Genomic DNA, 26,542 nt, shown 5'->3' with positions numbered 1-26,542 from the left:
CGGGGCGGGCCGGCACGACGCGGCCGGACGGGCGGGCCGGCGGTCCCGGAAGGTCGGCCCGGCGCCCCAGCGCGCCACGGACCTACCGGATCGGCGCCCCGGGATCGATCGCCGGCAGCTCGTTCGCCGGGAGCCCCGTTCCCGCCTGGGCCTGCGGTCCGGCGGCGCCGCGGGCGCGGTTGGCGAGGGCGACGGTCAGGCGCTCGGCGGTCTCGGGCTGCATCACCGCCAGGACCTCGGACATCTTGCGGGGGTTCATGGCCAGCACGATCGGGACCAGCACGTCGAGCCCGAGCCGGTCGAAGACCCGGGCTGCGTCCTTGGGCTTCATCGCCTCGTACATCGTGACGATGTTCTTCAGGGCCTGCTTCTCGGCGTCCTCCTTCGCCTTCGCGACGGCGTCGACCTTGTCCTCGGCCTTCTTGAGGTCGCCGAGCCCGGTCTCGAGCTTGCGCTCGGCCTCGCCCAGCATCTTCTCGCGCAGCTCGAGCTCGTCGCTCTTCTGACGCAGGGCGTCGCGCCGGGCACCGAGCTTCTCCAGGAGCAGGCGCTCGGTGGGCGAGGCCGAGCTTCCGGCCGCGGGAGGTGCGGACTGGGCCGGGGCCAGGGGAGGGGCCGACGGCTGCTCGGGCGCGGCTGCCGGCGCCTCCTTGGCGCCCACCGAACCGGTCGTCACCGGATCGAAGGGTTCGAAGCCGGTGCGCGCCCGGGCGACCGCGCGCCCGTAATCCGGCAGCGCCGCGCTCTCCGGCAGGCCGGCCTGCAGCAGGCTGAGCAGCTTGAGCACGAGCAGCCCACCGGCCGCGAGCGCCACGGCGTCGATGAGGCGCAGCCGAAACTGCCGGACGGGCTTCCGGCGCGCGCGCCGCTCGGGCGTCGCGGCGCGGCGTATCCGCTCCTCGGGATCCGGCTTCGGCGGCGGGATCTTCGGGGCCTTGACCCCGGTCACGCGGCGCGCGCCCGGACGCGGGCGAGGGCGCGCTCGCTCATGGCCAGCGCTGCCGCGGCCGCCACGCCGAGGCGCTCCCCGTTCGGACTGGCGTGCTCCGGCCGGCGCTCGGCCGGGATCTCCGGCGCGCGCGTCGGCTCGGGGACCGCCTGCGGCGCGGGCCTCGGCTCGGGCGCGGGCTCGGGACGGACCGGCACGGCGCGCATCTGCGCCACGATGGCCCCGATGCGGGTGATCACGCCCTCGCCGGCCTCGACCTGCAGCCGCAGCTCGCCGGCGCGGATCGTGGCGGTCTCCAGGCTCGCGTTCAGGGTGCGGTCGCCCTCGTCGATCGCCGCCCGCAGGCCCGCGATGGCCCGCTCGGCCGTGCCGGTCGCGACCATCAGGTCGCCGATGGTCTGGCGGAGGGCGGCCTCGTCGCCCTTCATCTGGCCGATGCGGCGCGAGAGCCGGAGAGACGTGACGATGGTCGCCGCCAGGAGGACGGCGACCAGGATGTCGGCCGCGAGGGTGACGAAGAGACTCATGACCGGACCCTCATCGGCACTAGTTGTCCGAGCGGTTGTTCATCGAGGCCTCGTAGGCCTGGATCGTCGTGCGCGAGCGGCGCAGCGGCCGGGTGACCTGGACGGCGATGTGGCCGTCGACCCGGCCGATCCGCCCCTGCGTCAGCGCCCAGTCGCCGCAGCGCACGGTGATGAGGTCCGAGGGCTTGGCCTCGAACATCAGCGTCTCGCCGACCTTCAGGCTCATGACCTGCTTCAGCGGCAGCATCATCTCGTGCAGCACCGCGTCCATGGTCACGTCGGCCTGCCAGATCTCGGTGGCGAGATGGCCCTCCCAGACGTGGTCGCGGCCGAGCTTCTCGCCCATGAAGCTCTGGGTCAGCAGCTCCCGGATCGGCTCGATCGTCGCGTACGGGAACAGGATCTGCAGCATGCCGCCGCGCCCGTCGACGTCGAGGCGCAGGCTGATCAGGATCGCGGCGTTCCCGGGCCGCGTGATGGTGGCGAAGCGGGGGTTGGTCTCGATCCGGTCGATGCCGAAGCTCACGGGCGAGAGCGGCTGGAACGACATCTCGAGATCGCCCAGCACGATCTCGACGAGGCGGCGCACCAGCGTCATCTCGATGGCGGTGAAGGGCCGGCCGTCGAGGCGGCTCGACGAGCCGCCGCGCTTGCCGCCGAGCAGCAGGTCGAAGGTCGCGTAGGCGAGGTTCGAGTCGACCGTGACGAGGCCGGAATTCTCCCACTGCTCGGCCCGGAACACGCCCAGCAGCGTCGGCAGCGGGATCGCGTTCAGGTAGTCGCCGAAGCGCACCGAGGTGATGTTGTCGAGGGTCACCTCGACGTTGTCCTGGAACAGGTTGCGCAGGGAGGTCGACAGCAACCGGATCATCCGGTCGAAGACGATCTCCAGCATCGGCAGGCGTTCGTACTGGACGACGCCCGAATCGACGATGGCCTGCACGCCCCCGGCCCCGGAGGCCGAGAGCTCGCGCATGGAGAAGCCGAGGACGCCGTCGATCTCGTCCTGGTTGAGCACCCGGTCGTTGCCGGCGAGCTCGGGGAGGTTGTCGCTCTCCCCGTCCTCGATCATCGTCGCCCATTCGGCGGCGACGTCGCCCGCGTTGCGCGTGGTGCCCTGCTCGGCGAGCGCCGCGCCCCACTCCTCGGCCAGCGACGTGTCGCCGCCCTCGGCCCCCTGCTCTAGGAGGGCTGCCGACCAGTCGTCCTCGGGGAGTTCGTCCTCGGGTTCCATCAGGCGTGCTCGATCGGGGCCCGGCGCGGCGCGGCGCGCGATGGACGGGGCAGGGTCGCGGGCGCGCTCACTGGACGATCACGTCCTTGAACAGCACCGCGTCGACCTTGGCGGGGTACAGGGCGATGTTGATCCGGCGCAGAAGCTCTTCGCGCAGCCGGAACAGGCCCATCGAGTTGGTGATGTCGCTGGCGCGCAGCTCGCGCATGTAGACCTGCAGCGCGTCCTCCACCCGCGGCATCAGGGGCTTCACCTCCTCCTCGACCTTGGCGTCCTTCAGCTCCAGCGAGATCCGGACCTTCGCGTACTTGGCCTTGTCCTGGGGCAGCTCGGGAGAGAGGTTGAGGAGCATCTCGCGCACGTCGACGAAGACGACGGCCTTCTTGGCGTCCGGGCCGGCGCCCTTGGCGTCGCCGTGCCCGCCGCCATGGCCGCCGCCCTGCGCGGCTTCCTTGCCGTCGCCCTGGCCGCCGCCGCGCATCATCAGGAAGGCGCCCGCGCCGCCGCCCGCGATCAGGACCGCGAGGGCCACCATGATCATGAGCTTCTTCTTGCCTTTCGGGGCGCCCTCGGCTTTGGCCTCGCCGTCCTCGGCGGAGGCCTTTTTCGGCGTCTTGGCCATGGAATAATGCTCTCTCGCGGGAGACCGCGCGCCAGGTAGACCTGGATATCGGAGCATCACGGTTAACGCGCCGTTAAGGAGGCAATTCCTGCCGGGTCAGGTTTGCCGCGGCGCAGCCCCCGCGCCGCCACGACACGCGAGCGTCGCTAACCAAGTCCCTGTCACAACGCTAAAATTTGCCGCAGACGGGTTTGGCACAGCGGATGCTGAATGGATCGTTGCCGCCTCCGCGGCCCGCGAGTCCCAGAGTCCACGATGCAGAATGCCCTCTTCGTCGGCGTGTCGAGCCAGATGGCGCTCCAGCGGGAGCTGGACGTGATCGCCAACAACATGGCGAACGTCTCGACCACGGGCTTCAAGGCGCGGAACACCCGCTTCGAGGAATACCTGATGCCGGTGGCGAGCGCGGACTCGTTCGCCCGGCCCGACCGGCGCCTGTCCTACGTCATCGACCAGGGCACCAGCCTCGACCTCGGGCAGGGCCCGATCGAGCAGACCGGCAACCCGCTCAACGTGGCGGTCAAGGGTTCGGCCTTCATCGCCGTGCAGTCACCCCAGGGCGAGCGCTACACCCGGAACGGCGCCTTCGAGCTCGACGCGCAGGGCACGCTCGTCACCAGCGACGGCTACAAGGTCGTGGGCGAGGGCGGCCCGATCAGCATCAACCCGCAGGAGACCGGCCTCGCCATCGGCCCCGACGGCACCGTGTCGACCAACCTCGGCATCCGCGGGCGGATCAAGCTCGTCACCTTCGCCAACCCGCAGCGGCTGACCAACGAGGGGACCAACCTCTACGCCTCGCCGGAGCCCGCCCGCCCCGCCGGGATCGACGGGCGCCTGGAACCCGAGTCGCTGGAGCGCTCCAACGTCCGCCCGGTGATCGAGATGACCCGGCTCATGGACGTGAACCGGACCTACGCCATGGTGTCGAGCATGATCTCGCGCCTCGACGACCTGCGGGGCACGGCGATCCGCCGCCTCGCCGACGTCGCCTGAGGAGGCCTGACCGATGCGCGCCCTCTACTCCGCCGCCACCGGCATGGCGGCCCAGGAACTCAACGTCCAGGTCATCTCCAACAACATCGCGAACCTGCGCACCACCGGCTACAAGCGCCAGCAGGTGCACTTCCAGGATCTGCTCTACCAGAACATGCGCCGGGCCGGCGCCTCGACCTCGCAGCAGAACACCCAGCTCCCGGCGGGCCTCAGCCTCGGCTCGGGCGTGAAGACCACTTCCACGGCCCGGGTGATGTCGCAGGGGACGCTGTCCTCGACCGAGAAGGATTACGACGTCGCGATCCGCGGCGACGGGTTCTTCCGGGTGACGCTGCCGGACGGCCGCACCGCCTATTCCCGCGACGGCTCCTTCGACCTCTCGGCCCAGGGCCAGCTCGTCACCCGCGACGGCTACTTGCTCGATCCGGCGATCACCGTGCCGCAGAACGCGACGTCCGTGACGATCAGCGCCACGGGCGTCGTGCAGGCGAACATCCCGGGCCAGACGGCGCCGCAGGCGCTGGGCCAGTTCCAGCTCTCGCGCTTCGTCAACAAGGTCGGCCTCGAGTCGATCGGCGACAACCTGTTCGTCGAGACCGCCGCCTCCGGGCAGGCGATCAGCGGCCTGCCGGGCGCCGACGGCTTCGGCAACCTCCAGCAGAGCTACCTGGAGGAGGCGAACGTGAACGCCGTCACGGAGATCTCGTCCCTGATCGCCGCGCAGCGCGCCTACGAGATGAACTCGAAGGTCGTCACCGCCGCCGACCAGATGCTCTCCACCACCACGCAGATGTTCCGCAGCTAACCGCGCGACCCGCACCCCGCCTCAGGTCCCTGAACATGTATGCCGGCATGCATCCCGACCCGCTCGATCCCGACTTCGGGACCCTCGACCTGCCCCGCATCGCCGCGGGGGCCGGGGACGACATCAGCCCGATCGTGCGGCGCGTCCCGCGGCGGGTGATGCCCCTCGGCGCCGCCGTCATCCTGCGCGCGCTGCTGGCCTTCCTCACCTTCGCGGCCCTCGGCGCCCTGGCGATCCCGGCCATGGCGCGGGCGGAGGGCCTGCGGCTGCGCGGCGACGTCACCGCCCGCGGCGACGTCCTGACGCTCGCCGATCTCGTCGAGGGCGCGCCCGAGCGCCTGGCCACGCGCCCGCTGTTCCGCGCGCCCAGCCTCGGCGCCACCGGGACGATCCAGACCCGCCGCATCCTCGACGCGGCCTCCGCCCTGGGCCTCAGCGGCCTGGAGACCGGCGGCCGGCTGCAGATCGCCGTGCAGCGCGCCGCCCGCCGCCTCGGGCCGCCGGAGATCGAGGCGGCGCTCAAGCGCGGCCTCGAGACCGGCTACGGGCTCAACGCCCAGAACATCGCGGTCCGCCTCGACGGCGACGGACCGACCCTGCTGGCGCCGCTGGACCTCGAAGGGCAGGCCGCGGCCCTGGACCTGACCTACGATTCGCGGACGCGCCGCGTCGCGGGCCTCGTCACCCTCGGCGAGCGGCAGGTCTCGCTGCGCGTCTCCGGCGTGGTCGTGGAGCTGCGCGAGGTGGCGGTGCTCACCCGGAACCTCAACCGCGGCGAGCCGGTCAGAGAGGGCGACGTCGCCCTGGAGCGGCGCCCGCGCGAATCCGTCGCCCCCGACGCGCAGGGCAGCGCCACGACCATCCTCGGCGAGGTCGCGCAGAACACCCTCACGGCCGGCACCGTGCTGCGGGTCACCGACACGGCCCCGCCCGACCTGGTCGCCCGCGGCGAGAACGTGACCATCGTGTACGAGACGCCGAGCATCAGCCTGTCGATGCGCGGCCTGTCGAACGATTCCGGCCGGATGGGCGCCGTCGTCAACGTCGTCAACGTCGCCTCCAAGAAGGTCCTGCAGGCCACGGTGATCGGCCCCGGCCGGGTCTCGGTGAGCCCCAGCCCCGCGGCCCGGCAGGCCGCCGGCGCCGCCCCCGTCCAGGCGACCGCCTCCCTGCGCTGACCGCCCGCCCTGCACGCGTCGAAGAGTGATAGCCCGATGGCCCGTCGCACCGTCCTGAACCCGCTCGCCGCCGCCCTGATCGCCGGCGCGCTCGGCGCCTGCAACACCGCCGACCGCCTCTCGCAGGTCGGCCTGACCCCGGCGCTGTCGGCGATCGAGGACCCGACCGCGCAGCCGGGCTACAAGCCGGTGCGGATGCCGATGCCGGACGTGCAGCCGGTCTCGTACGCGCCGAACTCGCTGTGGCGCACCGGCTCCCGCGCCTTCTTCAAGGACCAGCGCGCCGCCAAGCTCGGCGACATCCTGACCGTGAAGGTCAAGGTGACCGACCAGGCCAACATCAGCAACGAGACCAAGCGTTCCCGGGCCAACACCGAGAGCTTCGGCCTGCCCAACGCCCTGGGCCTGGAGAACAACGCGGTCGGCAAGTCCTTCGGCGTCGGAAGCACCGCGCTGCTCTCCGCCACCTCGGCCATGGCCAATGACGGGGCCGGCTCGGTCCAGCGCACCGAGTCCGTCCTGACGAACGTCGCCGCTGTGGTGACCCAGGTCCTGCCCAACGGCAACCTCGTGGTCGAGGGCAAGCAGGAGATCCGGGTCAATTTCGAGGTGCGCGAGATGATCGTCGCCGGCGTGGTGCGGCCGGAGGACATCGAGTCCGACAACACCATCGACTCGGCCAAGATCGCCCAGGCGCGCATCGCCTACGGCGGCCGGGGCCAGATCACCGACGTGCAGCAGCCGCGCTACGGCCAGCAGCTCGTCGACATCCTGCTGCCGTTCTGAGGCACCTCAGGACGGCTCCTCCGGCTCCGGCCCGCGCGTCACGTCGAGGCCGGAGCCCGCGCCGGGGGGCGGCCCGACCTTGACCGGCGCGCCGGTGCGGGCGGCCTCGTAGATCGCCTCCATCAGGACCTGGTCCTGAAGCCCCTCCTCGCCGGGGGTGCGGGGCCGCAGGTTCTCCTGGATGCACCGCGCGAAGTGGTCCAGCTCCAGGGCGAACTGGTTCTTCGGGCTCAGGACCTTCTCGTCCCGGGCGGCGTTCCTGCCGTCGCGGTGGCCGATGTAGAGACGCTGGCCCTGGTAGGCGAAGGCGTTCTGGAGATCGACGGAGGCGGTCCCGGTGTGCAGGGTCAGGCTCCGCGCCTCGTAGACCCCGTAGCTCGTCAGGCACTGGGCGATCACGCCGGACGGGAAGTGGAGGGTGAAGCTCGCCGTCTCCTCGACCTCGCGGTACTTGGGATCGTCCGGCGGCGCGTAGATCTGGGCCTGGATCAGGTTCGGCTCCTCGCCGAGAACCGCGCGGGCGGTGTTCAGGCAGTAGAGCCCGATATCCGGCAGCGAGCCGCCGCCCGCCAGCGCCTTGCGCAGGCGCCACTGCTCCGGCAGTCCGGTGGTCTGGCCGTTGAAAGCCTGGATCAGCCGGGGCCGGCCGAACTCGCCCGAACGCGCGAGCTTGATCACGGCCCGGTTGTGGGGCTCGTACTGGCACCGGTAGGCGATCATCAGCTTGACGCCGGCCTTCGCGCAGGCCGCGATCATCTCCCGGCACTCGTCCGAGGTCACCGCCATCGGCTTCTCGCAGAGCACCTGCTTGCCGGCCGCGGCGGCCGCCACGACGTTGTCCCGGTGCACGCCGTTCGGCGTGACGATGTAGACCGCCTGGACGTCGGGGTTGGCCTTCAGCCGATCCCACGCGTCGTAGCCGTAGACGGCGTCGTCGGGCAGCCCGTACTGCCGCGCCACGAGCTTGGCCTTGTCGGGCGAGCCCGACATCACCGCCGCGAGGCGGGCGCGCTTGCTCTCGCCGAACGCCGGCAGGATCTCGTCGAGGCTCAGGCGCCCGAGACCCACCACGCAGTAGCCGACGCGCTGGCCCGGCGGCTGCGGCGCCGGGCTCGGGGCGGGCGGCCGGTCGCCCGGCCCGCGCCAGTTCGGGAACATCACCTTTCCGCCCTGCACGGCGCCGGTATCGGCCGGGACCGAAGGGGCCGGCGGGGCGGCCGGCGGGGCGGCCTGCGCGCCGCCGCCGGCCGCGGCGCCGGCCAGGGCGCCCCCGGCCGCGAGGAGAGTGCGTCGTGAGAGCCGGGTGTCGTCCGCCATGTGCCTCGCCGTGTCGCCGGATCGGGAGGGCCGCGCCCGGGGCGCCGCCCGCGCCGGGAGCCGCCGGATGGCGGGACCGCGCCCTCAGTGAACGCGACCCAGCTCCGGGCTGTTTCCGTCGAGGAGCGCGGCGCGCAGACGCGCCACCTCCGCCTCGCTGGCGGCGAGCCGGCGCGCGACCGCCTCGGGCTCCGTCGCCGCGCGGGTCTCGGCGAAGCCGAGGCCGACCGACTCGCCCGCGCGCCAGGCCACGAAGGCGCGCCGGGTCCCGCCGCGACAGGGGATGAACAGCTCGACGCTGTCGGGGAGCACGGCCTCCGCCGGCAGCCGGACCCGCGCCCCGTCGAGGGACACGTCGCGGACCGTGCAGTCGATCTCCGGGAGGAAGGCCGCGACGCGCAGCCGCCCGCCCAGACAGACGCGGCGTCGGGCAGTGCGGCGGCGCTCGACCACGATCGTCTGACCCTGACGGTTTCGGTTGCGGGGACAACCGCCATCCAGCCCAAACGGCCCCCGCCCGTCCACCTTAACCGTCTGTTTACCTTAACAGCAGGTTCAGGCGGGCGGCGGCGGGTCGGGCGCCTCGACCTCGCCGCGGCGCTGCAGCTGCAGGGCGACGAACCAGCACAGGGACGCCCAGGCGGCGCCGATGCACCAGCCGGCCAGGACGTCGCTCGGCCAGTGCACGCCGAGATAGATGCGGCTGATGCCGACGAGCAGCGTCACGCTCACCCCGAGCGCCAGGACCAGCGCCTTGGCGCGGCGGTTGCGCTCGATCCGGGCGATCAGGGTCGCCAGGGTCAGGTAGGCGATCGCCGACATGGTGGCGTGGCCGCTCGGGAAGCTCGCCGTGAACACCTCCATGCCGTGGGGCACGAGGTCCGGCCGGGGCCGATGGTAGAAGATCTTCAGCACCGTCGAGACCAGCTCGCCGCTCCCCACCGCGGCGAGGACGTAGAGACCGATGCGTCGGCGCCCGGACACGCCGAGATAGGCCGCCACCGCGCAGGTCAGGAACAGCACGGTGAAGACGCTGCCGAGCCCGGTGATGTCGCGCATCGCCTCCTCGAGCCAGGGCGGCCCGATCGGGTCGGCGAGATCGGCGGGGTTGCGCAGGGCGAGCAGGATCCGCCGGTCGAGGGCCGCGGTGGAGCCCTCGCCGACCTCGTGGGCGAGGTAGAAGAACCCGTAGCCGAGGATGCTCAGGCAGAGCAGGGCGACGAGGGGACCGACCTCGTTCAGGCGCAACCGCAGCCAGACCGCCATCGCGGGCTCGATCAGCCGGTTCTGCCGCAGGTTGCCCGGCGCCCTCATGGCGCGGTCTCCCGGTGCGCGTCGACATCCATCAGGCATTCTCTCCGAAGGGCAGGCGGGCGACGGCGTCCCAGGGGCCGCCGCGGTAGCGCCAGAGCAGGGTGCCGGGGGCGGTGAACCGGAACGGCACGAACCCCGCCGACAGGTCGGCGTGCAGCGCCCGGGCCGTGTCCGGCGACACCTTGTTCTGCACCGTGACGTGCGGGCGCCAGCCCTGCCGGTCCTGGGCGGTGAGGTGGGCCGCGAATTCCTGCGCGAGGCGGCCCCGGAAGCGCGCCAGCGCGTCGGAGTCGAGCGCGTAGGCGACGCCGCGGCCGGTGAAGCGCAGGCCGGTCACCGCGACCTCCGGCGGCGGCACCGTGCGGGCGAGGGCGGTGATCGCCTCGATCACGCCCCGCTCCCGGTCGCCCGGCAGGTGGTGGAACAGGGTCGCGTGCGCCGGGATGCGGTTCAGGGCTTCCGGGAAGTGGCGGCGCCGCTCGCCGTCGAACCGCGCGAAAGTCGGTTCGTCGAAGGCGAGCGTCAGGATCAGGGGGTCCGCGTCGGTCATCGGGGCCAGATGGCGCCCGCGGGCGCTCAGGTCCAGTACAGGATCCGCGCGGCCGGCAGGTCGCGGGCGAGGCAGGCGGTGAGATGGGCGCGCATCGCCTGCATCAGGGGCTTCGGGAAGACGTGCTTCACCGAGCCGAACTTGGTGCGCTTCTCGACGCGCTCCGCCTCGTCCAGCGGCAGGTCCGAGCCGGGATACCAGCCGCGCAGCACCGCTTTCGAGCCCGGCGTGAACCGGTGGGTGATGAGCTCTGCGGTGAGGTCGAGATCGGGCACGCCGGCCAGCGCGTCGGCGGCGGCGCGGATCAGTCCGGCATAGGCGTCCTCCCAATCCGGGACCGGCAGGATCGGCGCGACGGTCAGGCCGACCGGGTAGCCGGCCCGCGCCGCCGCCGCCAGGGCGGCGAGCCGCGCGTCGAGGGAATCGGTGCCGCCCTCGTAATGCGCGGCCGCCCGCGGATTGACCGAGAAGCGGATGCGCGTGCGCCGGTTGTGCGGCAGGTCGAGGAGCGGTTCGACCGCGGCGAACTTGGTGGTGAAGCGCAGCTGCACCGGCGCGTCCCAGGCGCCGAAATGCCGGATCGCCGCCGAGAGCGAGCCGGTCAGGTGCTCGATGCCGAGGGGATCGGTGTAGCAGGACGCCTCGAAGGTGGTCCCCTCCCGCGCCCGCTCGGCGGAGGCCGACGTCACCGCGCCGCGCCCCGCATAGTCCGCGAGGGTGTCGAGGATCGCCGCCAGATTGGCGTAGGCGCGGGTCACCGGCGGCCCGGACAGAGAGCCCGCGAGGTAGCAGTACTGGCAATGGGCCGGGCAGCCCTCGGCGAGGTCGAAGCGCCAGTCGGCCGAGGGCGGGATCGGCTGCAGTCGCAGCTTGGTCGGCGGGGCGACCGTCAGCGCGAGGGTCGCCTTGGCGGCCGCGTAGGCGCGGCGCGGATCCGGCTCGCGCGGGCTCGGCAGGCGGTTGGACGCCAGCCGCTCCACCGGCAGGCCCAGCGCCTCGGCGCGGGCCAGCATGGCGCGCCCGTGGGCATGCTCCAGGGCGGCGGGCATCACCAGCACGCGGCGCGGGCGCCACAGCCGCGCCGGGCGGGTGGGCTCCGGGCCGCCGGGCAGCTCCGGGCGATCGCGGGTCTGGACGGCCGGGGCAGGGGAGGGCGTCATGCCTGACGAACGCGCGGTCCCGGTGCCGGGTCCGGCCTAGTCGCCCGCTCGCGGTGCGGCTAAAGCACCGTCATGTCTGCAGGCAGGGAGAGCGTACATGTCGGCCGCGACGGCTGGTTATTCCTCACGGGGGGGACCAACCGGGTCATGGACCGGTATCGCGGCGGCCTGCGGCACTGGCTGCTGCTGCGCGGCTGGACACGGCTGATCAAGGCCCGCGCGCGGCGGGCCGAGAGCCTCGGCATCCGCTGCCTGCACGTGATCGTGCCGGAGAAGCTGTCGGTCTACGACGACAAGACCGACGGCCTGCGCTACGCCCCCGGCAAGGCCTCGACCCGGCGGCTGGCCCGCAGCCTCGCCCGGCATCCGGCCTATCTCGACCTCCTCGCCCCGCTCCGCGCCGCCCGGAACGGGCCGGTGCCGCTCTACCTGCGCACCGACACGCACTGGACCGCGCAGGGCTGCCTGCTGGCCTACCGCGCGATCATGCGGGCGCTCGGGGCGATCCCGCCGGCCGACATCGGCGCGCGTCCGGGCATCGTCTCGGACCAGCTCATGGATCTCGGCGAGAAGCTGCCGGAGCGGCCGCGCGAGCGCCTGGAACGGTTCATGCTGCAGCGCGACGCGTCGCGAGTCGAGACCGGGCCGCTGCTCGCCGCCTACGAGGCGGAAGGGCGCGACCGGGAGGTGCATGTCGGCGCGCATGTCGTCTACCGGAACGCGTCACCGGCGGCCGATCCGCGCCGGCTCGTCCTGTTCGGCGATTCCTGCGCCCATTTCGACCCGTTCCTGCTGACCGGGCTGCTCGCCGAGAGCTTCAGCGAGGTGCACTTCGTCTGGTCGTCGAGCCTCGACTGGGCCTATATCGAGCGGATCCGCGCCGACATCCTTCTGTTCGAAATCGCCGAGCGCTTCCTCGCCAAGCTCCCGAAGGACGATTTCGACGTGGCCGTCGCCGGCCAGCGCGGGACCGGCGGCCGCCTCGCGAAGCTCCGGACCGGCGGCCTCGACGCCGTCGGCCGCGGGGCGAAGCCTCAGTAGATGGCCTGATCCAGGCGGGCGAAGTCGGCGACGCTCGCCGCCTGATACTTCGCGAAGGATTCCGGCGCGCAGGCGATGCCGATCATCAGGACGAGGAGCGTCGCGAGGCACGCGAGCGTCGCGGTGACCACGTCGGCGTGGCGCCGCAGGGCGTGGATCACCAGGCACCCGAACGTGAACAGGGCCGCCTCGGCGACGGGCACCAGCGCGAACGACATCACATCACCTCCATCGATCCCCCACCGGGTCGGGCAGCTGCGGCACGCGCACGGCGACGGGTGGGTGACGCGAGACATGGCGGACTTTGCTGCACCGCAACAGACAGGCGGGCGCAGGCCTGCCTTGCGTGGCGTTCGCGGGCGGACGCGTCCCTTCACACCGACCGCGCGAGGCCCATCTCGGTCGGACCTCTCGGACAGGCGGAGACGACGATGGGCCTCCTCGTAGACGGCATCTGGCGCGACCAGTGGTACGACACCGCCGCGACGGGCGGCCGCTTCGAGCGCAAGGCCTCGGCCTTCCGCAACTGGGTCACCGCCGACGGGTCGGCAGGCCCCTCCGGCGCGGGCGGCTTCCGCGGCGAGCCGGGGCGCTACCATCTCTACGTGTCCCTGGCCTGTCCGTGGGCGCACCGCACGCTCATCGGCCGGACGCTGAAGGGGCTGGAGGACGCGATCTCCGTCTCGGTGGTCGACCCGCACATGGGCGCCGAGGGCTGGGTCTTCGGCGACACGCCGGGCGCGACGCCCGACCCGATCCACGGCGCCCGGCGCCTCTACGAGGTCTACCTGGCGGCGGACCCGTCCTACAGCGGCCGGGTCACCGTCCCCACCCTCTGGGACCGGGAGCGCGCCACCATCGTGTCGAACGAATCCGCCGAGATCCTGCGGATGCTGAACGACGCCTTCGGGGGCACCGGCCCCGACCTCTATCCCCCGGACCTGCGCGCCGAGATCGACGCCGTCAACGGCCGCGTCTACGACCGCGTGAACAACGGCGTCTACAAGGCGGGCTTCGCGACCACGCAGGAGGCCTACGCCCAGGCCTTCGAGGCCCTGTTCGCGGAACTCGACGCGCTCGAGGCGCGCCTCGACCGGAGCCGCTACCTCTGCGGGGACCGGCTGACCGAGGCCGACATCCGGCTGTTCACGACGCTGGTGCGGTTCGACGCGGTCTATGTCGGGCACTTCAAGTGCAACAGGCGCCGGATCGCCGACTACCCGAACCTGTCGAACTACCTCCGCGACCTCTACGCGCTGCCGGGCGTCGCGCCGACCGTGAACCTCACCCACATCAAGCGGCACTATTACGAGAGCCATCCGACCATCAATCCGACGGGGATCGTGCCCCTCGGGCCGGACCTCGACCTCGCCGCGCCGAACGACCGGGCCCTGCGGTTCGCGTGCTAGCGGGCCGCCCCGCCCGGCGTCCCTTCCGCGCCCGTGCGGGTGAGTTGCGGGCGTCCGGCGCGTCCGCGACACACCTCCCGTCGCGCCGGTCCGGGGGCCGTGCCCCTCGACGGCGTGCGCGGCGCGCCTAGTTCGGCTCTCAACCGGAGGATGCCCGACACGCCATGACCAACAGCCTGCGCCTCGCGCTGCTCTGCGCCCTCGTCAGCCTGCCCTCCGCGGCCCGCGCCCAGGCGGCGCTGCGGCTGGAAGGGACCTGCGAGAAGCTCGTCATCGGCACGCAGGACCTGAGCGCGGCCTGCAGCAACGTCCTGACGAACGCGGTGAGCCGCAACCGCACGAGCTTCGACTTCACGACCTCCAACGGCCAGACCCTCAGCTTCAGCGGCAACGGCGCCCAGCAGGAGGCCACCGAGGAGACCGATCCGCTGCAGCCGATCAACGTCGTCACCACGGGCAAGGACGGCGCCCCGATCCTCGCGATCGGCGCCTGCCGCTTCTCGACCCCGGAAGCCGGGCGCACCGCGATCACCTGCGAGGCCAGCACCGCCGACGGGCGTCCCTTCGCCGGCACCTTCGTGACCGCCGCCAAGGCGGCGGCGGGCGCGCCGGCCGCCGCGCCGCCGCGCTGAGGATCCGGCCCTCCGGGCTGGTCAGACCGGGGCGGAAGCCCCATTTAAGGCGCTCCACGAAAAAGGTTCCGAAGCCAGACCGATGCTCAACGAAACCCTCGCCGCGGGCGGTACCCCAACCGGCGACACCGGCTCCCTCATCAAGGACACGACCACCGCGAGCTTCCGTCAGGATGTCATCGCCGAGTCGATGAACCGGCCGGTCCTGGTCGATTTCTGGGCGCCCTGGTGCGGGCCCTGCAAGCAGCTCACGCCGGTCCTGGAGAAGGTCGTCCGGGAAGCCGCGGGCGCGGTCGTCCTCGCGAAGATGAACATCGACGAGCATCCCTCGATCGCCGGTCAGCTCGGCATCCAGTCAATCCCAGCGGTCATCGTCTTCCAGAAGGGCCAGCCGGTCGACGGCTTCATGGGCGCGGTCCCGGAGAGCCAGATCAAGGAGCTGATCGCGCGCGTGGCCGGTCCGCAGCAGGACCCGCTGGAGGCGGCCCTCGCCGACGCGGCGGCCCTGATCCAGGAAGGCGACCTCGCCGGCGCCGCCGAGATCTACGCGGCGGTGCTGGAGCAGCAGCCCGATAACGTCACCGCGCTGGCCGGCCTCGCCAAGATGCAGCTCGACGCGGGCGAGATCGAGAACGCTAAGCGCGTCCTGGCGATGGTTCCGGAGGCGAAGGCCGGCGACCCGGCGCTCGTCGGCATCCGCGCCGCCCTGGAACTCGCCGAGCAGGCGGCGTCGCTGGGCGACCTCGCGGGCCTGCAGCGCGAGGTCGAGGCCAACCCGGACGCCCATCAGGCGCGGTTCGACCTCGCGCTCGGGCTCGCCGCCCGGGGCGAGCGCGGCCAGGCGGTCGATCACCTGATCGAGCTGCGCAAGCGCGACAAGGACTGGAACGAGGACGGTGCGCGCAAGCAGCTGCTGCAGTTCTTCGAGGCCTGGGGCGTGATGGACCCCGACACGATCCGCGGCCGGCGCAAGCTCTCGGCACTTCTGTTCTCGTGAGGCACCGGCTCGCGCGCCGGCCCACCGATCGGCCCCTCTGGGAGGCGCCATGAGCACCCATGCGAGCTACAAGGGCCCCGCGGATTGCCCGGCCGTGATCCCGGTCTTCCCGCTGTCCGGCGCGCTGCTGCTGCCGCGGGGACAGATGCCGCTCAACATCTTCGAGCCGCGCTACCTCGCGATGGTCGACGATGCCATGCGGACGGACCGGATCATCGGGATGATCCAGCCCGACCCGGAAGGGTCGGGCGGATCGAATCCGAAGCTCTACCGCGTCGGCTGCGCGGGCCGCGTCACCCAGTACGCCGAGACCGGCGACGGCCGGTACCTGATCTCGCTCACCGGCGTCACCCGGTTCCGGGTCGAGAGCGAGCTGGCCTCGATCGGCCCCTATCGCCGCTGCCACGTCTCCTACGACGAGTTCGCGGTGGACTTCGAGCCGCGGGCGGGCGAGGAGCAGGTCGACCGCGAGGGCGTCCTCAAGGCGCTGCGCGATTTCGTGGAGTCGAACGACCTCAAGGTGGACTGGGCCGGGATCGACGAGGCGCCCGACGAGGCGCTGGTCAACGCCCTGTGCATGATGAGCCCGTTCGGCGTGCGCGAGAAGCAGGCGATGCTGGAGGCTCCCGACCTGAAGACCCGGGCCGAGATCCTGATCGCGGTCACGCAGATGGAACTGGTTCGCGGCTCGGGCCCCGAGTCGCCGATGCAATAGGTTGCCCCACCGATGTCCAACGATCTCACCGCCCCCGTCGAGGCGACCCGCGTCGACCCGAAGCTCCTGGAGATCCTGGTCTGCCCGCTCACCAAGGGCACCCTGGAATACGATTCGGCCCGGCAGGAGCTGATCAGCCGCTCGGCGAAGCTCGCCTACCCGATCCGCGACGGGATCCCGATCATGCTGCCCGAGGAAGCCCGGCCGCTCACCGACTGAGCACCGCGAGTCGCTCCGGCCGTCCCGCGCGGCCCGTCACAACCGAGAGGGCGGTGCGGCGCGCTGGTCGGCTGCCCGCGCCCGCCGACGGATCCGATCGTGGATCCCGCCCGGCCCGATCGAGGCCGGTTGCGCAATCGCCGGCCCGCCCCGAGGCGCCCGAGGCTCTCCCGCGCGGACAGGGTCGGCCGCGGTTTCGCGGGCGCCCTCCCGCGGGCGCGGCGATCCTCGACATGCGCGAGCAGGACCTCGGCCGCCTCCGTCTCCTCCGTGATGAGCGGAGACTTGGACGCTCCGGTCGGCAGATCAGCCAACAGCATCGCCCGCAACGAGCTTGACTATTGGCCGGGGGACTGTCGGCCGTAATCTATCTTGAACAGGCGGGAGGCAGCCATACTCTTGCCGCTTCCATCGTTCAGCGTCGAGTCATCCTCGATCGATGATTCTGACCGTGCACGCCGCTTCCGGCGGTGTCCGCTTCGCTGAAAGATTGCATCGCATGACCAAGCTGACCGCGGTCGCGGCCCTCGCCGCCGGCCTTCTCCTCCCGACGTGCCTGCCCGCCAGCGCGGGGCCGAGCGCGCATAACGGGCGGTGGTCGGTGGAGTTGGTGACGGAGAGCGGCCTGTGCAGCGCCCGCTACACCTACGCGCTCGCGATCCGCGAGGGGCAGGTGCAGCTCATTTCCGGCAGCGCCGGGGCGCAGGTCAACGGCCACGTGCGGCCCGACGGCAGCGTCGGCATCACGGTCAGCAACGGGACGGCGAGCGGAACCGGCACCGGCCGACTCCAGGCCGGCAGCGGCGCCGGCACCTGGAAGGTGTCGTCCCTGTGCTCGGGCCACTGGACCGCGCGGCGCAGCGACACCCGCACCGCGCAGGCCGATTGAGGTCGCTCAGGCGGCCGCGGCGAGCCAGCTCCGCGCCTCGTCGATGCGGGCGCGCTCGAACACCTTGATCTGGGTCGGCGACACGAAGTTGAAGGTCTCGGCCAGCGCCTTCAGCCAGGGCGCGTCCGTCACCAGGGCGACGTGGCTGATGCTCTTCATCATCGAGATGCCGAAGCGCGGGTCCTTGAAGAAGGCCGCCGGCTCCATGCCCTCGAAGGCGCGGATGTCCTCGAGCAGCTTGATCTTGCCGCCCTTGTCGAGGTCGGCCTTCATCGCGGTCATCGCCGCGTTCATCTCCTCGTCGGTGATCTTCCCGTCGACCACGATCTCGGCGACATTCGAATCCGGCGTCTTGGTGTAGGTCAGCACTGATCGCTCCTCCGGGAACCGCATGCGTCCCGTAGCCGGTCTCCGACCAGGGTCCGCCGCCCGTGACCTGAGCCATACCTGATCGCGGGACGAACCGGTATGGCTCCGGACCCTCGCTCTGACGTGCCTCCCGACGGCGAACCGGCGTTCACGAAACCGGGAGGCCCGCGAAGTCTCCTACAAAAAGCTCTGCGGGTCGACATCGATGGCGACCCGGACGTTGCCCCGCACCTTCGGTCCCCGGGCGATCCAGGCGCGCAGGTAGGCCTGGAGATCGACGTTGCGCTCGGTCTTCACGAGCAGCCGGAACCGGTAGCGGCCGCGCACCAGGGCGAGGGGCGCCTCGGCGGGGCCCAGGACCATCACGCCCTCCGGCGGCTCGGCGGCGCGGGCGAGCGCCTGCCCGTGCGCCTCCGCGACCTCGCGCTCGCTCGCCGAGACGATCAGGGCCGCGAGCCGCCCGAACGGCGGCAGGCCGGCCGCCTCGCGGGCCTGGATCTCCTCCGCGTAGAAGCGCTCGGCGTCGCCCGAGAGGAGCGCCGCGATCACCGGGTGGTCCGGCTGGTAGGTCTGGACCAGGGCGCGCCCGGGCTTCTCGCCGCGTCCTGCGCGCCCTGTGACCTGCTGGAGCAGCTGGAAGGTGCGCTCCGCCGCCCGCGGGTCGCCCGAAGTCAGGCCGATATCGGCGTCGAGGACGCCGACCAGGGTCAGGAACGGGAAGTTGTGGCCCTTGGCCACGAGCTGCGTGCCGATCACGACGTCGCACGCCCCGGCCGCTACCGCCTCGAGTTCCTGGCGCAGACGCTCGGCGCCGCCGGGAAAGTCGCTCGACAGGACGACGATGCGCCGGTCCGGGAACATCTCGGCCGCCTCCTCGGCGATCCGCTCGACGCCGGGCCCGCAGGCGGTGAGATTGTCGAAGGTCCCGCACTCGGTGCAGGCCTCCGGCCGGCGCTCCGCGTAGCCGCACTGGTGGCAGACCAGCGCCCGGCGGAACCGGTGCTCCACGAGCCAGGTCGAGCAGTTCTTGCACTGGTAGCGGTGGCCGCAGGCGCGGCAGAGGGTCAGCGGCGCGTAGCCCCGGCGGTTGAGGAACAGCAGCGCCTGCTCGCCGCGCTCCAGGGTGCTCTTCACCGCGTTGACCAGCGGCGGGCTGAGGAAGCGGCCGCGCTCGGGCTGGTCGAGGCGCATGTCGATCGCGGCGATGTCGGGCAGGCGCCGGCCGCCGAAGCGCTCGGGGAGCAGGACGTGCCGGTAGCGCCCCCGCGCGGCGTTGACGCGGGTCTCGATCGCGGGCGTCGCCGAGGTCAGGACGACCGGGCAGCCCTCGAGGCGCCCGCGCACCACCGCCATGTCGCGGGCGTGGTAATGGACGCCGTCCTCCTGCTTGTAGGCGGTCTCGTGCTCCTCATCGACCACGATCAGGCCGAGCCGCGCGAAGGGCAGGAACAGGGCCGAGCGCGCGCCGACCACCACGAGCGCCTCGCCCTCGGCTACGGCGGCGCGCAGGCGCTCGCGCCGCTTGCCGCCGATCCCGGAATGCCACGCCGCCGGCCGGACCCCGAACCGGGCGGCGAACCGGTCGAGGAACTGCGCCGTCAGGGCGATCTCGGGCATCAGGATCAGCGCCTGCCGCCCGGCCCGGACGCAGGCGGCCACCGCCTCGAAATAGACCTCGGTCTTGCCGGAGCCCGTGACGCCCTCCAGCAGGACCGGGCGGAGATCGTCGGATTCCCGCGGCTGCGGCCGGTCCCACGGGAAGGGGGCGACGAGGGCCGCCACCGCCTCGGCCTGCGCGGGCGAGAGCGGCGCCCGCGGGAAGTCCGGGTCGGGCCGCGGCGCGACCGGCTCCGGCTCGACCGCGACGGTCTCGAGGACGCCGTCGTCGATCAGCCCGTCGACCACCGAGAGCGAGACGCCGGCCTCCTTGGCGAGCGCGCTCTTGCCGCGCAGGGCGCCGTCGGCCGCCGCGGCGAGCACCTTGGTGCGGGCCGGGGTCGGCCGGGACGGGGGCTTGTCGGTGAGGCGCACGGCGACGCGGGCGGTCTCGCCGGCGGCCGCCTCGTCGGGCAGCCGCAGGACCATGGCGAGCGCCGAGCCCTTCGGCGCCAGCGTGTAGCGGGCGATCCAGTCGACGAGGCTGCGCAGCGGCTCCGACAGGGGCGGGTAGGGCAGGCGGCCGGTCACGGGCCGCAGGTTCGAGCCGCCGGGCGTCTCGGCGACGCCCCAGACCACCCCGACGATCTCGCGCGGGCCGAGAGGCACCTGCACCACGTCGCCCGGGGCGAGATCGAGCCCGGCCGGCGCCACGTAGCTGTAGGGCGTATCGAGGGCGAGCGGGATCAGGATCTCGGCGACGGCGGGCATGCGGGGCTTTTCGGGCGGGTCCGTTCCGGGTCCGTACCATAGGCGCGGGAAAAGAACCCGCCGCTTCAGCGATCCCGCAGCGCCGGCACGAGCGGCAGGGCCGCGAGGCTCAGCGCCGCCATGGCCCAGAAGGCCGAAGCGCCGAACGCCCCGTAGAGCGCCCCGGAGGCCAGGGTCGTGGCCACCCCCGACAGGCCGAGGCCCAGCGTCCCGTAGAGCGCCAGCGCGGTCGTCCGGAGATCGGCCGGCGTCGATGCCTCGATGAGCCCCAGGCAGGCGAGGTGCAGGAGGGCGAAGCTCAGCCCGTGCAGGGACTCGGCGGCGGCGAGCCAGGGAAGCGCGGTCGTGGATGCCAGCACCGCCCAGCGCAGCCCCCCCGCGCAGGCCGCCACCGCGACGCCGGTCGCCGGGCCGATCCGCGCCAGCAGGGGCGGGCCGACCAGCAGGAAGACCAGGACCTCCGCGGCCACCGAGACCGACCAGAGCAGGCCGGCGGTGGTCGCCGCGATCCCGGCGGACCGCCACAGGATCATGGCGAAGCCGTCGTGCATCGCGTGCGCGCCGATCACCAGGGCGGCGACCAGCACCGTGCGGCGGAAGCGCGGCAGGGCCACCAGGGCGGCGAAGCCGCGCCACGGCGCCCCGGCCTCGGCCGCGCCGCCCGGAGGAGCGGCGGGCAGGGCCAGGGCGGCCGCGCCGGCGGCCAGGAACAGGCCGCCGCTCGCCACGAGGGCGGCGGCGAGGCCGTGGAGGCCGATCAGCCAGCCGGCCGCGGCGGTGCCGACGATGAACGCGGCCGAGCCCGCGCCGCGGACCCAGCCGTACTGGAACGCCGCGCCGCCGCGCGCGGCGGCCAGGGCCAGCGCGTCGGCGAGGGGCGCCGGGGCCGCGGTGCCCGCCGCGTAGAGGAGCGCCGGCCCGATCAGCTGCGCCAGCCCGGTGCCCGGCAGGTGCGACAGGGCGCTGAGCCCGGCCAGCGCGAGGCTCGCCGCCAGGACGGATCGGCCGGCCCGGTGGCGGTCGGCGAAGGCGCCGGCCAGGGGCCCAACTCCGAGGCGCAGGGCGCCAGCAGAGGCGAGGAGGAGGCCGATCTCGCCGGGCGTCAGGCCGCGCGCGGCGAGGAAGCCGGGCAGGACCGGGGACAGGACGCCGTAGGCGCCGTAGAGCGCCGCGTAGAGGACGAGGAATCGGGCGAGCCCGCCCCACCGTCCCGCCCCTGTCGCCTGCCGCTCCATCGGCGGAGCGTAGCACCGGCGGGCGTCCCGGCGTCAGGTCCGCGCCGGGCTTTCGTCAGCAGGGTCGACGGACGGCGTAGCGGTAGCGCCGCCCCTGCGCGTCGAGCAGCTCGCTGTCGGGCCCTTCCTGCCACACGACCTCGTCCTCGGGACGGGCCGCGTCGGTCAGGGTCGCCCCGCGGACGATGTCGAGGCTGAGGCCGAACCCGTAATTGGTCGCGGTCGCGTCGGTGATCGCGGCCGAGATGTCGGCCTCGTCGGGCAGGCAGGCGAACAGGACGCCGTCGGCGATGGCGAGGGTGTAGGTTTGCACGGATGGCCTCCAGGAGGCTCGAGGAGCGTGGACCGGCTGGGAGGGGCCGAACCTAGGCATCGCGGCCCGGATGTGAACCCTCTCCACCGAGATGCTGCATTGCACCATTTCGTGAGCACGAGTTCCGCGCGAGTCCGCGCCGCCGCGCCTCAGCGACCCAGATGATCGTCGAAGAAGTGCGCCATTTCTCCGAAGACTTCCCTGGTTTCGGGCGCGTCCGGCGTGAACAGGTACTGGGCGTGGGACATGCCCTCGAACACCTGCAGCGACGCCTCGATCCCGGCGGCGCGCAGCTTCCGGTGGGTGCGCACCGTGTTCGACAGGAAGAGGTCGCGGGTGCCGGTGACCAGGATCGCGGGCGGGAGGCCGGCGAAGTCGCCGTAGATCGGCGAGAGCTGCGGGTCCTTCAGGTCGCGGCCGGCGGCATAGAGCTTGGCGGCCGGCGTCAGGTAGCCGGAATAGCTGACGAGCACGTTGTCGAGCCACTCGTTGGTCCGGTAGCTGTCGCCGGTCTCGGTCATGTCCGACCAGGGCGTCCCGAGGCCGATCGCCGCGGGCAGCGCGAGCCCCTCGGCCTTGGCGCGGAGCATCAGGGCCAGCGTCATGCCGCCGCCCGTTGAGGTGCCGAACACCGCCATGTTCCGCGGCTTCTGCATGGACAGCATGGCCCGCCACACGGCGGTCGCGTCGTCCATGGCGGCCGGGTAGGGCGCGTCCGGCGGCATGCGGTAATCCACCGAGATGACCTTGTAGCCGCCGAGGCCGGCCATCAGGATCGCCTCCAGCGTTCCGGCCTCGCCGGGATTGTAGACGTAGCCGCCCCCGTGGATGTGCAGGAGGAGCCGGTCGCGGTTGGCCTCGGGGATCTGCCGGGGCTGGATCACGAAGGCCTTCACGCCGCCGATCACCGCGGCCTCGCTGGTGACGCCCAGCTTCTCGCGGAGCGCCGGCAGGGTGGCGGCTCCGGCGGCAGCAAGCTTGTCGACCAGCGCCTTCCAGGCCGCGGCGTCCGGCGGGTTCGCGTTCCAGGCCGGCACCCGGTAGGGCGCCGCCACCGCGGTGCGGAATTGCGGGCTCGTCGTGTCGGGGACCGGCACGACCTTGGCCGGCAGCGTCCGCGGCCCCGGGGCCGCGTTGGCCGCGCCCATCTCGACCTCCAACTGCGCGAAGCGCGGCACGGCCCGCTCCGCGGGCGCGGCCTGCCCGATGGCGGCCTGGGTGCCGCAGGCGATCATCAGCAGCGCGGACAGGCTCAAGCGCATCTCGATTCCTCCCGTGGCAGCCCGTTCCGCGACCCGTCTCGGCGGGTGCCGGCCGCGCTCGGCCGATACCTATCGGAGCGGGCGGCCCGCGACAGCCGCCCGGGTGACGATCGCGGCCGCGCGTTCACGCACCGAGCCGCGGGAGCGCGGCCGGCGTCTCCGGCTCGACCACCAGGGTCGCCGGCACGGCGCCGTCGCCGGCGAGGGCCTCGGCGATCGCCTCCGGCCCGATCGGGTCCTCGGCCGCGTCGGCGACGCCCGACGGCTCCGGCGTGATCCGGGCGGTCTCCCGGCGCGGCCCGGTCTCGGCCGCCGCCGCGTGCTCGTCGGCGACACCGGCCACCGCCCCGGGGGCGATCAGCCCGATGGCGGCCGCGTGCTCGGCCATGGCGACGCTGTCGGCCGCGAGCACGAGGCTCGATCCGGCCCGGGCAACGGCGCCGGCGAGCCGGACGATCTCCTCCACCCGCGCGGAGCCTCGGGACACGTTGCGGATGTAGACCGCCAGCACCCGCCCGGGATTCTCCTCGACGATCTGCGCGTAGACCTCCGGGTCGTGCTGGCCGCTGTCGCCGATCAGCACGAAGGGCAGGTCGCGGTAGAGGGCGAGCATGTGGCGGATCAGCGCGTGCTTGTGGTCGGTGGCCCGGCGCGGCAGCGGGTGGGTCCAGGAGAGGCCCCATTCCCGCAGGAACAGCACCGGGCCCGCCGGGATGCCGTGGCGCTGGAAGAACTCCGAGAGCATCTCGTAGAGACCCCAGGGCGCGCGGGACACGTAGAGCATCGGGTTGCCCTCGCCGCCGCCGGCGCCCGCGTGGAGGGCGCGGTAGAGGGCGGCGACGCCCGGGAAGGCGACCCGGCTCTCGGCATCCTCCACGAACAGGCGCCAGAGCATCTTCAGCTTGTTGGCGACACCGGTGCGCATGACCGTGTCGTCGATGTCGCTGACCACGACGCAGCGGCAGCGGTCGGGCGGGATGAACACCGCGCCCTCGGCGGGAATCGGCGGATCGGCATCGAGGAGAAGATCGACCGCGTGCCAGTCACCCGTCTCGGCCGGGGGCGTGCGCGGGTGCAGGTGCACGCGGAAATAGCCGTCCCGGTCGGTCTCGACCCGCACGGCATCGTCGCCGAACCGGGCGGTGATGCCCGCGCCGGCGATCGTCCGCCGGGCGATGCGGCGGCGCAGGTCGCGCCACTGCGCTCGAAGGGATTCGGGATCCTCGCCGGGAATCCCCGGCGACTGCCGGAAGACCCGGCCGATCAGGAACACCTCGTCCCGTGACCCGTAGCCACGGTAGGGCTCGACCACGAGCCCGCCCCGGCCCTTGCCGCCACGCCCCTGCGCGCGGCGGACCGGCCGGGTGAGGACCCGCAGCGCCTTCGCGGCGCCCCTGCGCGCGCGCGAGGCCATGGCGACCGGCCCCCGTCCGGGCGCTCAGGCCTGCGGCAGCTCGGGGCTGAGCCCCATCGCGTCGAGGCCTTCCTCCAGGAGGTCGCCGGCGTCGGGAGAGCCCAGCAGTTCCCGCGCGGCGCCCTCGCCGGCGGCCTCGCGCTCGCGGGCGAAGCGCACGGCCTCGCTCCACTCCTCCGGCTCCATGTCGCCGCGACCGACGTAGAGGAGGGCGAGCAGCTCGGCCCGGGAATCGTCGTCGAGCCCGGCGATCAGGCCGCGGACCTCGGACTCGGTGGCGTCGTCGGTGCCGGAGACCAGGACGTCGGTGGCGCCGTCGTCAATCGGGTTCGAACCCGAATCCGGGTCGGTGTTGCCCTCCTTCACCTCGATGGCGCGCAGCCGCGTGACGATGTCGGTGACGGTTTCGACGGCGATGTCCATGCGCTGATCTCCGGGCGCTGAAAGGGTCGGGCCAGCGGGGCCCTCAAGCCGCGACAACGGGCGAGCGGGCGCCGGGTTCGCCCCGTCCCCATCGAAGGGGGCTTGCGTGGTCCGCGCCACTTTCCGGCTCAGCGACCGTGAGTTAGAGGCTGCGAGACTGTTCCGACATCCGGATCGACATCGGCGATAGACGTGATTTCTACAAAGACTGCCACGACATCGCCTGCCGATACCGTCATTCCCCCTGCACGCGACGCCGCGTCCCGGCGCTCGGGCCGGCGCTCCGGCATGCGCTCCGGCAGGCGCCTCGCGGCCCTCGCGGCGCTCTCGGCGCTGGCCGGATCCGCGCTGATCGGGACCCGCCCCGCCGAGGCCCGGCCCGCGGGCTACGAGGGCAGCGCCCCGAGCTGCTTCCTGACCGGGGGCGGCGCGCTGGAGATCTGCCGCGAGGGCTCGGAGGCCGAGGGCGTCCTCATCGCGCCGGCGCCCTGCGCCTTCGTGCGCGGCGTGCAGATCCTGCGGCTCGCCCGCTCCGAGGCGCCCGGCCCGCTCCAGGCCGTGTTCCAGGGCCAGACACCGGTGGCGTCCCGCCGGGACGAGCCGTGCCCGGAGCGGCGCGCCACCGACAGCCGCGACGGCGGCGCCCTGCGCACCGGCCGCACCTTCGAGGCCCTGGTCACGACGCTGCCGCCCTCGGCCGACCGGTTCTGGGTCGACCTGCCGGAGGAGCGCGCGCGGACGCGCGGCTGGTCCGAGCCGACGCCGTCCGCGGAGGGCATCGGCCCACGCGACCCCATCGCCGTGACGGGCCGGACCTGGGCCGGCGAGGCCTACAGCTACGTCTTCCTGCTCGGGCAGGAGCGCGTGGGCGTCACCGGCGGCGACGCGGCCGAGCCCGAGCGCCGCGGCCGGCGTCGGCGCCGGCGGGCGGAACCGGACGCGCCGGCGACGGGCCCGGCCGACGTCCGGCGCCGCGTCCAGATCGAGGCGCGCACCCTCGACTTCCAGACCTTCGAGATCCGGACCCGCACCGCCGACGGCTACGGGCTGGCCTGGACGCCGTTCGAGGCGGGCGCCGGCCGCGGCCGGCGCGCCGACCCGCCCGTACCCGCCGCAGTGGTCGACGAGGCGGGCAAGCCGGTCACGTCGGCCTGCACGGCGCCGGCCTTCGAGACCCACGGACTCGCCGGCTCGATCAGCGTCGTCGACCGCACCTATCACTACGTCTACACCGACGTGCTGCCCGAGGATTGCGGCCTCGCCCCCGAGAAGCGCCGCACCGGGCTGTTCCTGCGCACCGCGCAGGACCTGTCGGGGCCGAAGGTCTGGTCGACGGCGCGCAAGCTCGCCGGGCCGCTGCCGTCCGGGACCCTCGTGCGGGTGGCCCGCGCCAAGGGCATGCCGCGCTGGGCGGTCTCCTACACGTGCCAGCGGCCCGCCAACGCCCCGGGCGGTCCGGTGGCGGATATCTGCCTGCAATACACGGCCGACCTGAACCTCGACGGGATCGGCGCCCTCAAGCTCTACGCCGATCCGGTGGAGGCGGGCCGCTCCGCCGCCTATCTCGGGCTGCGCTCGGGGGGCGACGGCAGCGGCCGGTACGACCGCAGCGCGCATTTCTGGATGACCGACGCGGAGGGCAACCTCGACACGCCGGCGATCTACCCGAACAAGGCGGGCTTCCTGACCTGGCTCGACCGGCTCGCCCCGACCGCCTCCGGGCGCGACGCCTCGAGCCTGTACGGGCGGCCCGTCTACTGGGGGACGTGGACGGTGCGCCCGATCGGCGCGCAATAAGTCGCAGGAGGCGCTATATGGG

The 26,542-nt window shown here is 73.0% G+C and carries 29 protein-coding genes; 12 read left to right on the top strand and 17 right to left on the bottom strand.

Annotated features, from left to right (window positions below; genetic code table 11):
- Nucleotides 1-82: 82 nt before the first annotated feature.
- From BM419_RS03185 to fliL, 4 genes are all read right to left on the bottom strand, one after another.
- Nucleotides 83-949: a MotE family protein gene (locus BM419_RS03185; RefSeq protein ID WP_244540693.1), complete on the bottom strand. Its 867-nt coding sequence runs from the start codon at nucleotides 947-949 to the stop codon at nucleotides 83-85.
- Nucleotides 946-1,476, bottom strand: a complete 531-nt coding sequence (locus BM419_RS03180; protein ID WP_020093625.1) for a DUF6468 domain-containing protein — start codon at nucleotides 1,474-1,476, stop codon at nucleotides 946-948. Before BM419_RS03180 ends, BM419_RS03185 begins: the two co-directional genes overlap by 4 nt.
- A 19-nt stretch (nucleotides 1,477-1,495) precedes the next feature.
- On the bottom strand, nucleotides 1,496-2,713 hold the full coding sequence (gene fliM, locus BM419_RS03175; protein WP_091681367.1) for a flagellar motor switch protein FliM: 1,218 nt from the start codon (nucleotides 2,711-2,713) through the stop codon (nucleotides 1,496-1,498).
- A gap of 64 nt (nucleotides 2,714-2,777) precedes the next feature.
- Nucleotides 2,778-3,332: a flagellar basal body-associated protein FliL gene (fliL, locus tag BM419_RS03170; protein WP_020093627.1), complete on the bottom strand. Its 555-nt coding sequence runs from the start codon at nucleotides 3,330-3,332 to the stop codon at nucleotides 2,778-2,780.
- 255 nt (nucleotides 3,333-3,587) lie between these two features.
- Here fliL and flgF point away from each other — a divergent pair, with 255 nt between their 5' ends.
- The 4 genes from flgF to flgH are packed head-to-tail and all read left to right on the top strand — an operon-like array spanning nucleotide 3,588 to nucleotide 7,097.
- Nucleotides 3,588-4,328, top strand: coding sequence for a flagellar basal-body rod protein FlgF (gene flgF, locus BM419_RS03165; protein WP_020093628.1), 741 nt, complete (start codon nucleotides 3,588-3,590; stop codon nucleotides 4,326-4,328).
- A 13-nt stretch (nucleotides 4,329-4,341) separates the two neighbouring features.
- Complete coding sequence (gene flgG, locus BM419_RS03160) at nucleotides 4,342-5,133, top strand: flagellar basal-body rod protein FlgG (RefSeq protein WP_020093629.1); 792 nt, start codon at nucleotides 4,342-4,344, stop codon at nucleotides 5,131-5,133.
- A 35-nt stretch (nucleotides 5,134-5,168) separates the two neighbouring features.
- Nucleotides 5,169-6,311 (top strand): flagellar basal body P-ring formation chaperone FlgA, encoded by a 1,143-nt coding sequence (gene flgA, locus BM419_RS03155; protein WP_175556263.1) that lies wholly within the window; start codon nucleotides 5,169-5,171, stop codon nucleotides 6,309-6,311.
- A gap of 36 nt (nucleotides 6,312-6,347) precedes the next feature.
- Nucleotides 6,348-7,097 (top strand): flagellar basal body L-ring protein FlgH, encoded by a 750-nt coding sequence (gene flgH / locus BM419_RS03150; RefSeq protein WP_020093631.1) that lies wholly within the window; start codon nucleotides 6,348-6,350, stop codon nucleotides 7,095-7,097.
- Between the two features lie 6 nt (nucleotides 7,098-7,103).
- Here the strand turns inward: flgH and BM419_RS03145 are convergent, their stop codons facing one another.
- From BM419_RS03145 to BM419_RS03125, 5 genes are all read right to left on the bottom strand, one after another.
- A complete protein-coding gene (locus BM419_RS03145) occupies nucleotides 7,104-8,414 on the bottom strand; it encodes a Gfo/Idh/MocA family protein (RefSeq protein WP_091924915.1) in 1,311 nt (436 codons plus the stop codon).
- Nucleotides 8,415-8,498: 84 nt separating this feature from the next.
- Nucleotides 8,499-8,867 (bottom strand): PilZ domain-containing protein, encoded by a 369-nt coding sequence (locus BM419_RS03140; protein WP_091924912.1) that lies wholly within the window; start codon nucleotides 8,865-8,867, stop codon nucleotides 8,499-8,501.
- A gap of 102 nt (nucleotides 8,868-8,969) precedes the next feature.
- Nucleotides 8,970-9,728 carry a phosphatase PAP2 family protein gene (locus tag BM419_RS03135; protein ID WP_020093634.1) on the bottom strand — a complete coding sequence of 253 codons (759 nt, stop codon included), beginning with the start codon at nucleotides 9,726-9,728 and terminating at the stop codon, nucleotides 8,970-8,972.
- 31 nt (nucleotides 9,729-9,759) lie between these two features.
- Nucleotides 9,760-10,278, bottom strand: a complete 519-nt coding sequence (locus tag BM419_RS03130) for a 2'-5' RNA ligase family protein (protein WP_091924909.1) — start codon at nucleotides 10,276-10,278, stop codon at nucleotides 9,760-9,762.
- Nucleotides 10,279-10,304: 26 nt separating this feature from the next.
- Nucleotides 10,305-11,438 carry an SPL family radical SAM protein gene (locus BM419_RS03125; protein WP_348273188.1) on the bottom strand — a complete coding sequence of 378 codons (1,134 nt, stop codon included), beginning with the start codon at nucleotides 11,436-11,438 and terminating at the stop codon, nucleotides 10,305-10,307.
- A gap of 72 nt (nucleotides 11,439-11,510) precedes the next feature.
- On the opposite strand from BM419_RS03125, the gene BM419_RS03120 reads away from it, so the two are divergent.
- Nucleotides 11,511-12,479 (top strand): alginate O-acetyltransferase AlgX-related protein, encoded by a 969-nt coding sequence (locus BM419_RS03120; RefSeq protein ID WP_091924907.1) that lies wholly within the window; start codon nucleotides 11,511-11,513, stop codon nucleotides 12,477-12,479.
- On the opposite strand, the gene BM419_RS03115 is transcribed toward BM419_RS03120, so the two are convergent.
- A complete protein-coding gene (locus tag BM419_RS03115; protein ID WP_042671783.1) occupies nucleotides 12,473-12,697 on the bottom strand; it encodes a hypothetical protein in 225 nt (74 codons plus the stop codon). The two genes, BM419_RS03120 and BM419_RS03115, sit on opposite strands and share 7 nt — an antisense overlap.
- A gap of 213 nt (nucleotides 12,698-12,910) precedes the next feature.
- Between BM419_RS03115 and BM419_RS03110 the strand changes: the two genes are divergently transcribed.
- The 6 genes from BM419_RS03110 to BM419_RS03085 all read left to right on the top strand — a co-directional run bounded on the left by BM419_RS03110 (nucleotide 12,911) and on the right by BM419_RS03085 (nucleotide 17,340).
- Nucleotides 12,911-13,888, top strand: coding sequence for a glutathione S-transferase family protein (locus BM419_RS03110; RefSeq protein ID WP_091924906.1), 978 nt, complete (start codon nucleotides 12,911-12,913; stop codon nucleotides 13,886-13,888).
- A gap of 164 nt (nucleotides 13,889-14,052) precedes the next feature.
- Nucleotides 14,053-14,520 (top strand): hypothetical protein, encoded by a 468-nt coding sequence (locus BM419_RS03105; protein WP_091924904.1) that lies wholly within the window; start codon nucleotides 14,053-14,055, stop codon nucleotides 14,518-14,520.
- Nucleotides 14,521-14,602: 82 nt separating this feature from the next.
- Complete coding sequence (trxA, locus tag BM419_RS03100) at nucleotides 14,603-15,517, top strand: thioredoxin (protein WP_091924902.1); 915 nt, start codon at nucleotides 14,603-14,605, stop codon at nucleotides 15,515-15,517.
- Nucleotides 15,518-15,566: 49 nt separating this feature from the next.
- Complete coding sequence (locus tag BM419_RS03095) at nucleotides 15,567-16,232, top strand: LON peptidase substrate-binding domain-containing protein (RefSeq protein ID WP_020093642.1); 666 nt, start codon at nucleotides 15,567-15,569, stop codon at nucleotides 16,230-16,232.
- Nucleotides 16,233-16,244: 12 nt separating this feature from the next.
- On the top strand, nucleotides 16,245-16,451 hold the full coding sequence (locus BM419_RS03090; RefSeq protein WP_020093643.1) for a Trm112 family protein: 207 nt from the start codon (nucleotides 16,245-16,247) through the stop codon (nucleotides 16,449-16,451).
- A gap of 499 nt (nucleotides 16,452-16,950) precedes the next feature.
- On the top strand, nucleotides 16,951-17,340 hold the full coding sequence (locus BM419_RS03085) for a hypothetical protein (RefSeq protein WP_020093644.1): 390 nt from the start codon (nucleotides 16,951-16,953) through the stop codon (nucleotides 17,338-17,340).
- Between the two features lie 6 nt (nucleotides 17,341-17,346).
- Here BM419_RS03085 and BM419_RS03080 read toward each other — a convergent pair whose 3' ends face one another.
- From BM419_RS03080 to BM419_RS03050, 7 genes are all read right to left on the bottom strand, one after another.
- Entirely contained in the window at nucleotides 17,347-17,709 is a 363-nt protein-coding gene (locus BM419_RS03080) for a SpoIIAA family protein (RefSeq protein WP_020093645.1), read from the bottom strand.
- A 177-nt stretch (nucleotides 17,710-17,886) separates the two neighbouring features.
- Nucleotides 17,887-20,076: a primosomal protein N' gene (locus BM419_RS03075; RefSeq protein WP_042671779.1), complete on the bottom strand. Its 2,190-nt coding sequence runs from the start codon at nucleotides 20,074-20,076 to the stop codon at nucleotides 17,887-17,889.
- 65 nt (nucleotides 20,077-20,141) lie between these two features.
- Entirely contained in the window at nucleotides 20,142-21,311 is a 1,170-nt protein-coding gene (locus tag BM419_RS03070) for an MFS transporter (RefSeq protein WP_091924900.1), read from the bottom strand.
- A 55-nt stretch (nucleotides 21,312-21,366) separates the two neighbouring features.
- On the bottom strand, nucleotides 21,367-21,624 hold the full coding sequence (locus BM419_RS03065; RefSeq protein ID WP_020093648.1) for a hypothetical protein: 258 nt from the start codon (nucleotides 21,622-21,624) through the stop codon (nucleotides 21,367-21,369).
- A gap of 149 nt (nucleotides 21,625-21,773) precedes the next feature.
- Complete coding sequence (locus BM419_RS03060; RefSeq protein WP_091924898.1) at nucleotides 21,774-22,886, bottom strand: alpha/beta hydrolase; 1,113 nt, start codon at nucleotides 22,884-22,886, stop codon at nucleotides 21,774-21,776.
- Nucleotides 22,887-23,010: 124 nt separating this feature from the next.
- Nucleotides 23,011-24,300 (bottom strand): App1 family protein, encoded by a 1,290-nt coding sequence (locus BM419_RS03055; RefSeq protein ID WP_091924897.1) that lies wholly within the window; start codon nucleotides 24,298-24,300, stop codon nucleotides 23,011-23,013.
- Between the two features lie 24 nt (nucleotides 24,301-24,324).
- Nucleotides 24,325-24,723 carry a DUF3775 domain-containing protein gene (locus BM419_RS03050; RefSeq protein ID WP_042671771.1) on the bottom strand — a complete coding sequence of 133 codons (399 nt, stop codon included), beginning with the start codon at nucleotides 24,721-24,723 and terminating at the stop codon, nucleotides 24,325-24,327.
- A 288-nt stretch (nucleotides 24,724-25,011) separates the two neighbouring features.
- Between BM419_RS03050 and BM419_RS03045 the strand changes: the two genes are divergently transcribed.
- A complete protein-coding gene (locus BM419_RS03045) occupies nucleotides 25,012-26,520 on the top strand; it encodes a hypothetical protein (protein WP_244540692.1) in 1,509 nt (502 codons plus the stop codon).
- Nucleotides 26,521-26,542 lie beyond the last annotated feature (22 nt).

The organism is Methylobacterium sp. yr668 (assembly GCF_900116245.1).
In the GTDB taxonomy this organism is placed as follows: domain Bacteria; phylum Pseudomonadota; class Alphaproteobacteria; order Rhizobiales; family Beijerinckiaceae; genus Methylobacterium.
Note: the sequence above shows the minus strand (reverse complement) of the source record. Positions and strands in the feature narration are given on the sequence as shown.

Bases quoted from the DNA above. Each gene is read 5' to 3' on its own strand.
- BM419_RS03180 (WP_020093625.1), bottom strand. From the start codon at position 1,476: ATGAGTCTCTTCGTCACCCTCGCGGCCGACATCCTGGTCGCCGTCCTC.
- fliL (WP_020093627.1), bottom strand. From the start codon at position 3,332: ATGGCCAAGACGCCGAAAAAGGCCTCCGCCGAGGACGGCGAGGCCAAA.
- flgF (WP_020093628.1), top strand. From the start codon at position 3,588: ATGCAGAATGCCCTCTTCGTCGGCGTGTCGAGCCAGATGGCGCTCCAG.
- flgG (WP_020093629.1), top strand. From the start codon at position 4,342: ATGCGCGCCCTCTACTCCGCCGCCACCGGCATGGCGGCCCAGGAACTC.
- flgA (WP_175556263.1), top strand. From the start codon at position 5,169: ATGTATGCCGGCATGCATCCCGACCCGCTCGATCCCGACTTCGGGACC.
- flgH (WP_020093631.1), top strand. From the start codon at position 6,348: ATGGCCCGTCGCACCGTCCTGAACCCGCTCGCCGCCGCCCTGATCGCC.
- BM419_RS03145 (WP_091924915.1), bottom strand. From the start codon at position 8,414: ATGGCGGACGACACCCGGCTCTCACGACGCACTCTCCTCGCGGCCGGG.
- BM419_RS03135 (WP_020093634.1), bottom strand. From the start codon at position 9,728: ATGAGGGCGCCGGGCAACCTGCGGCAGAACCGGCTGATCGAGCCCGCG.
- BM419_RS03130 (WP_091924909.1), bottom strand. From the start codon at position 10,278: ATGACCGACGCGGACCCCCTGATCCTGACGCTCGCCTTCGACGAACCG.
- BM419_RS03125 (WP_348273188.1), bottom strand. From the start codon at position 11,438: ATGACGCCCTCCCCTGCCCCGGCCGTCCAGACCCGCGATCGCCCGGAG.
- BM419_RS03120 (WP_091924907.1), top strand. From the start codon at position 11,511: ATGTCTGCAGGCAGGGAGAGCGTACATGTCGGCCGCGACGGCTGGTTA.
- BM419_RS03115 (WP_042671783.1), bottom strand. From the start codon at position 12,697: ATGTCGTTCGCGCTGGTGCCCGTCGCCGAGGCGGCCCTGTTCACGTTC.
- BM419_RS03110 (WP_091924906.1), top strand. From the start codon at position 12,911: ATGGGCCTCCTCGTAGACGGCATCTGGCGCGACCAGTGGTACGACACC.
- BM419_RS03105 (WP_091924904.1), top strand. From the start codon at position 14,053: ATGACCAACAGCCTGCGCCTCGCGCTGCTCTGCGCCCTCGTCAGCCTG.
- trxA (WP_091924902.1), top strand. From the start codon at position 14,603: ATGCTCAACGAAACCCTCGCCGCGGGCGGTACCCCAACCGGCGACACC.
- BM419_RS03095 (WP_020093642.1), top strand. From the start codon at position 15,567: ATGAGCACCCATGCGAGCTACAAGGGCCCCGCGGATTGCCCGGCCGTG.
- BM419_RS03090 (WP_020093643.1), top strand. From the start codon at position 16,245: ATGTCCAACGATCTCACCGCCCCCGTCGAGGCGACCCGCGTCGACCCG.
- BM419_RS03085 (WP_020093644.1), top strand. From the start codon at position 16,951: ATGACCAAGCTGACCGCGGTCGCGGCCCTCGCCGCCGGCCTTCTCCTC.
- BM419_RS03075 (WP_042671779.1), bottom strand. From the start codon at position 20,076: ATGCCCGCCGTCGCCGAGATCCTGATCCCGCTCGCCCTCGATACGCCC.
- BM419_RS03070 (WP_091924900.1), bottom strand. From the start codon at position 21,311: ATGGAGCGGCAGGCGACAGGGGCGGGACGGTGGGGCGGGCTCGCCCGA.
- BM419_RS03060 (WP_091924898.1), bottom strand. From the start codon at position 22,886: ATGCGCTTGAGCCTGTCCGCGCTGCTGATGATCGCCTGCGGCACCCAG.
- BM419_RS03055 (WP_091924897.1), bottom strand. From the start codon at position 24,300: ATGGCCTCGCGCGCGCGCAGGGGCGCCGCGAAGGCGCTGCGGGTCCTC.
- BM419_RS03050 (WP_042671771.1), bottom strand. From the start codon at position 24,723: ATGGACATCGCCGTCGAAACCGTCACCGACATCGTCACGCGGCTGCGC.
- BM419_RS03045 (WP_244540692.1), top strand. From the start codon at position 25,012: ATGCGCTCCGGCAGGCGCCTCGCGGCCCTCGCGGCGCTCTCGGCGCTG.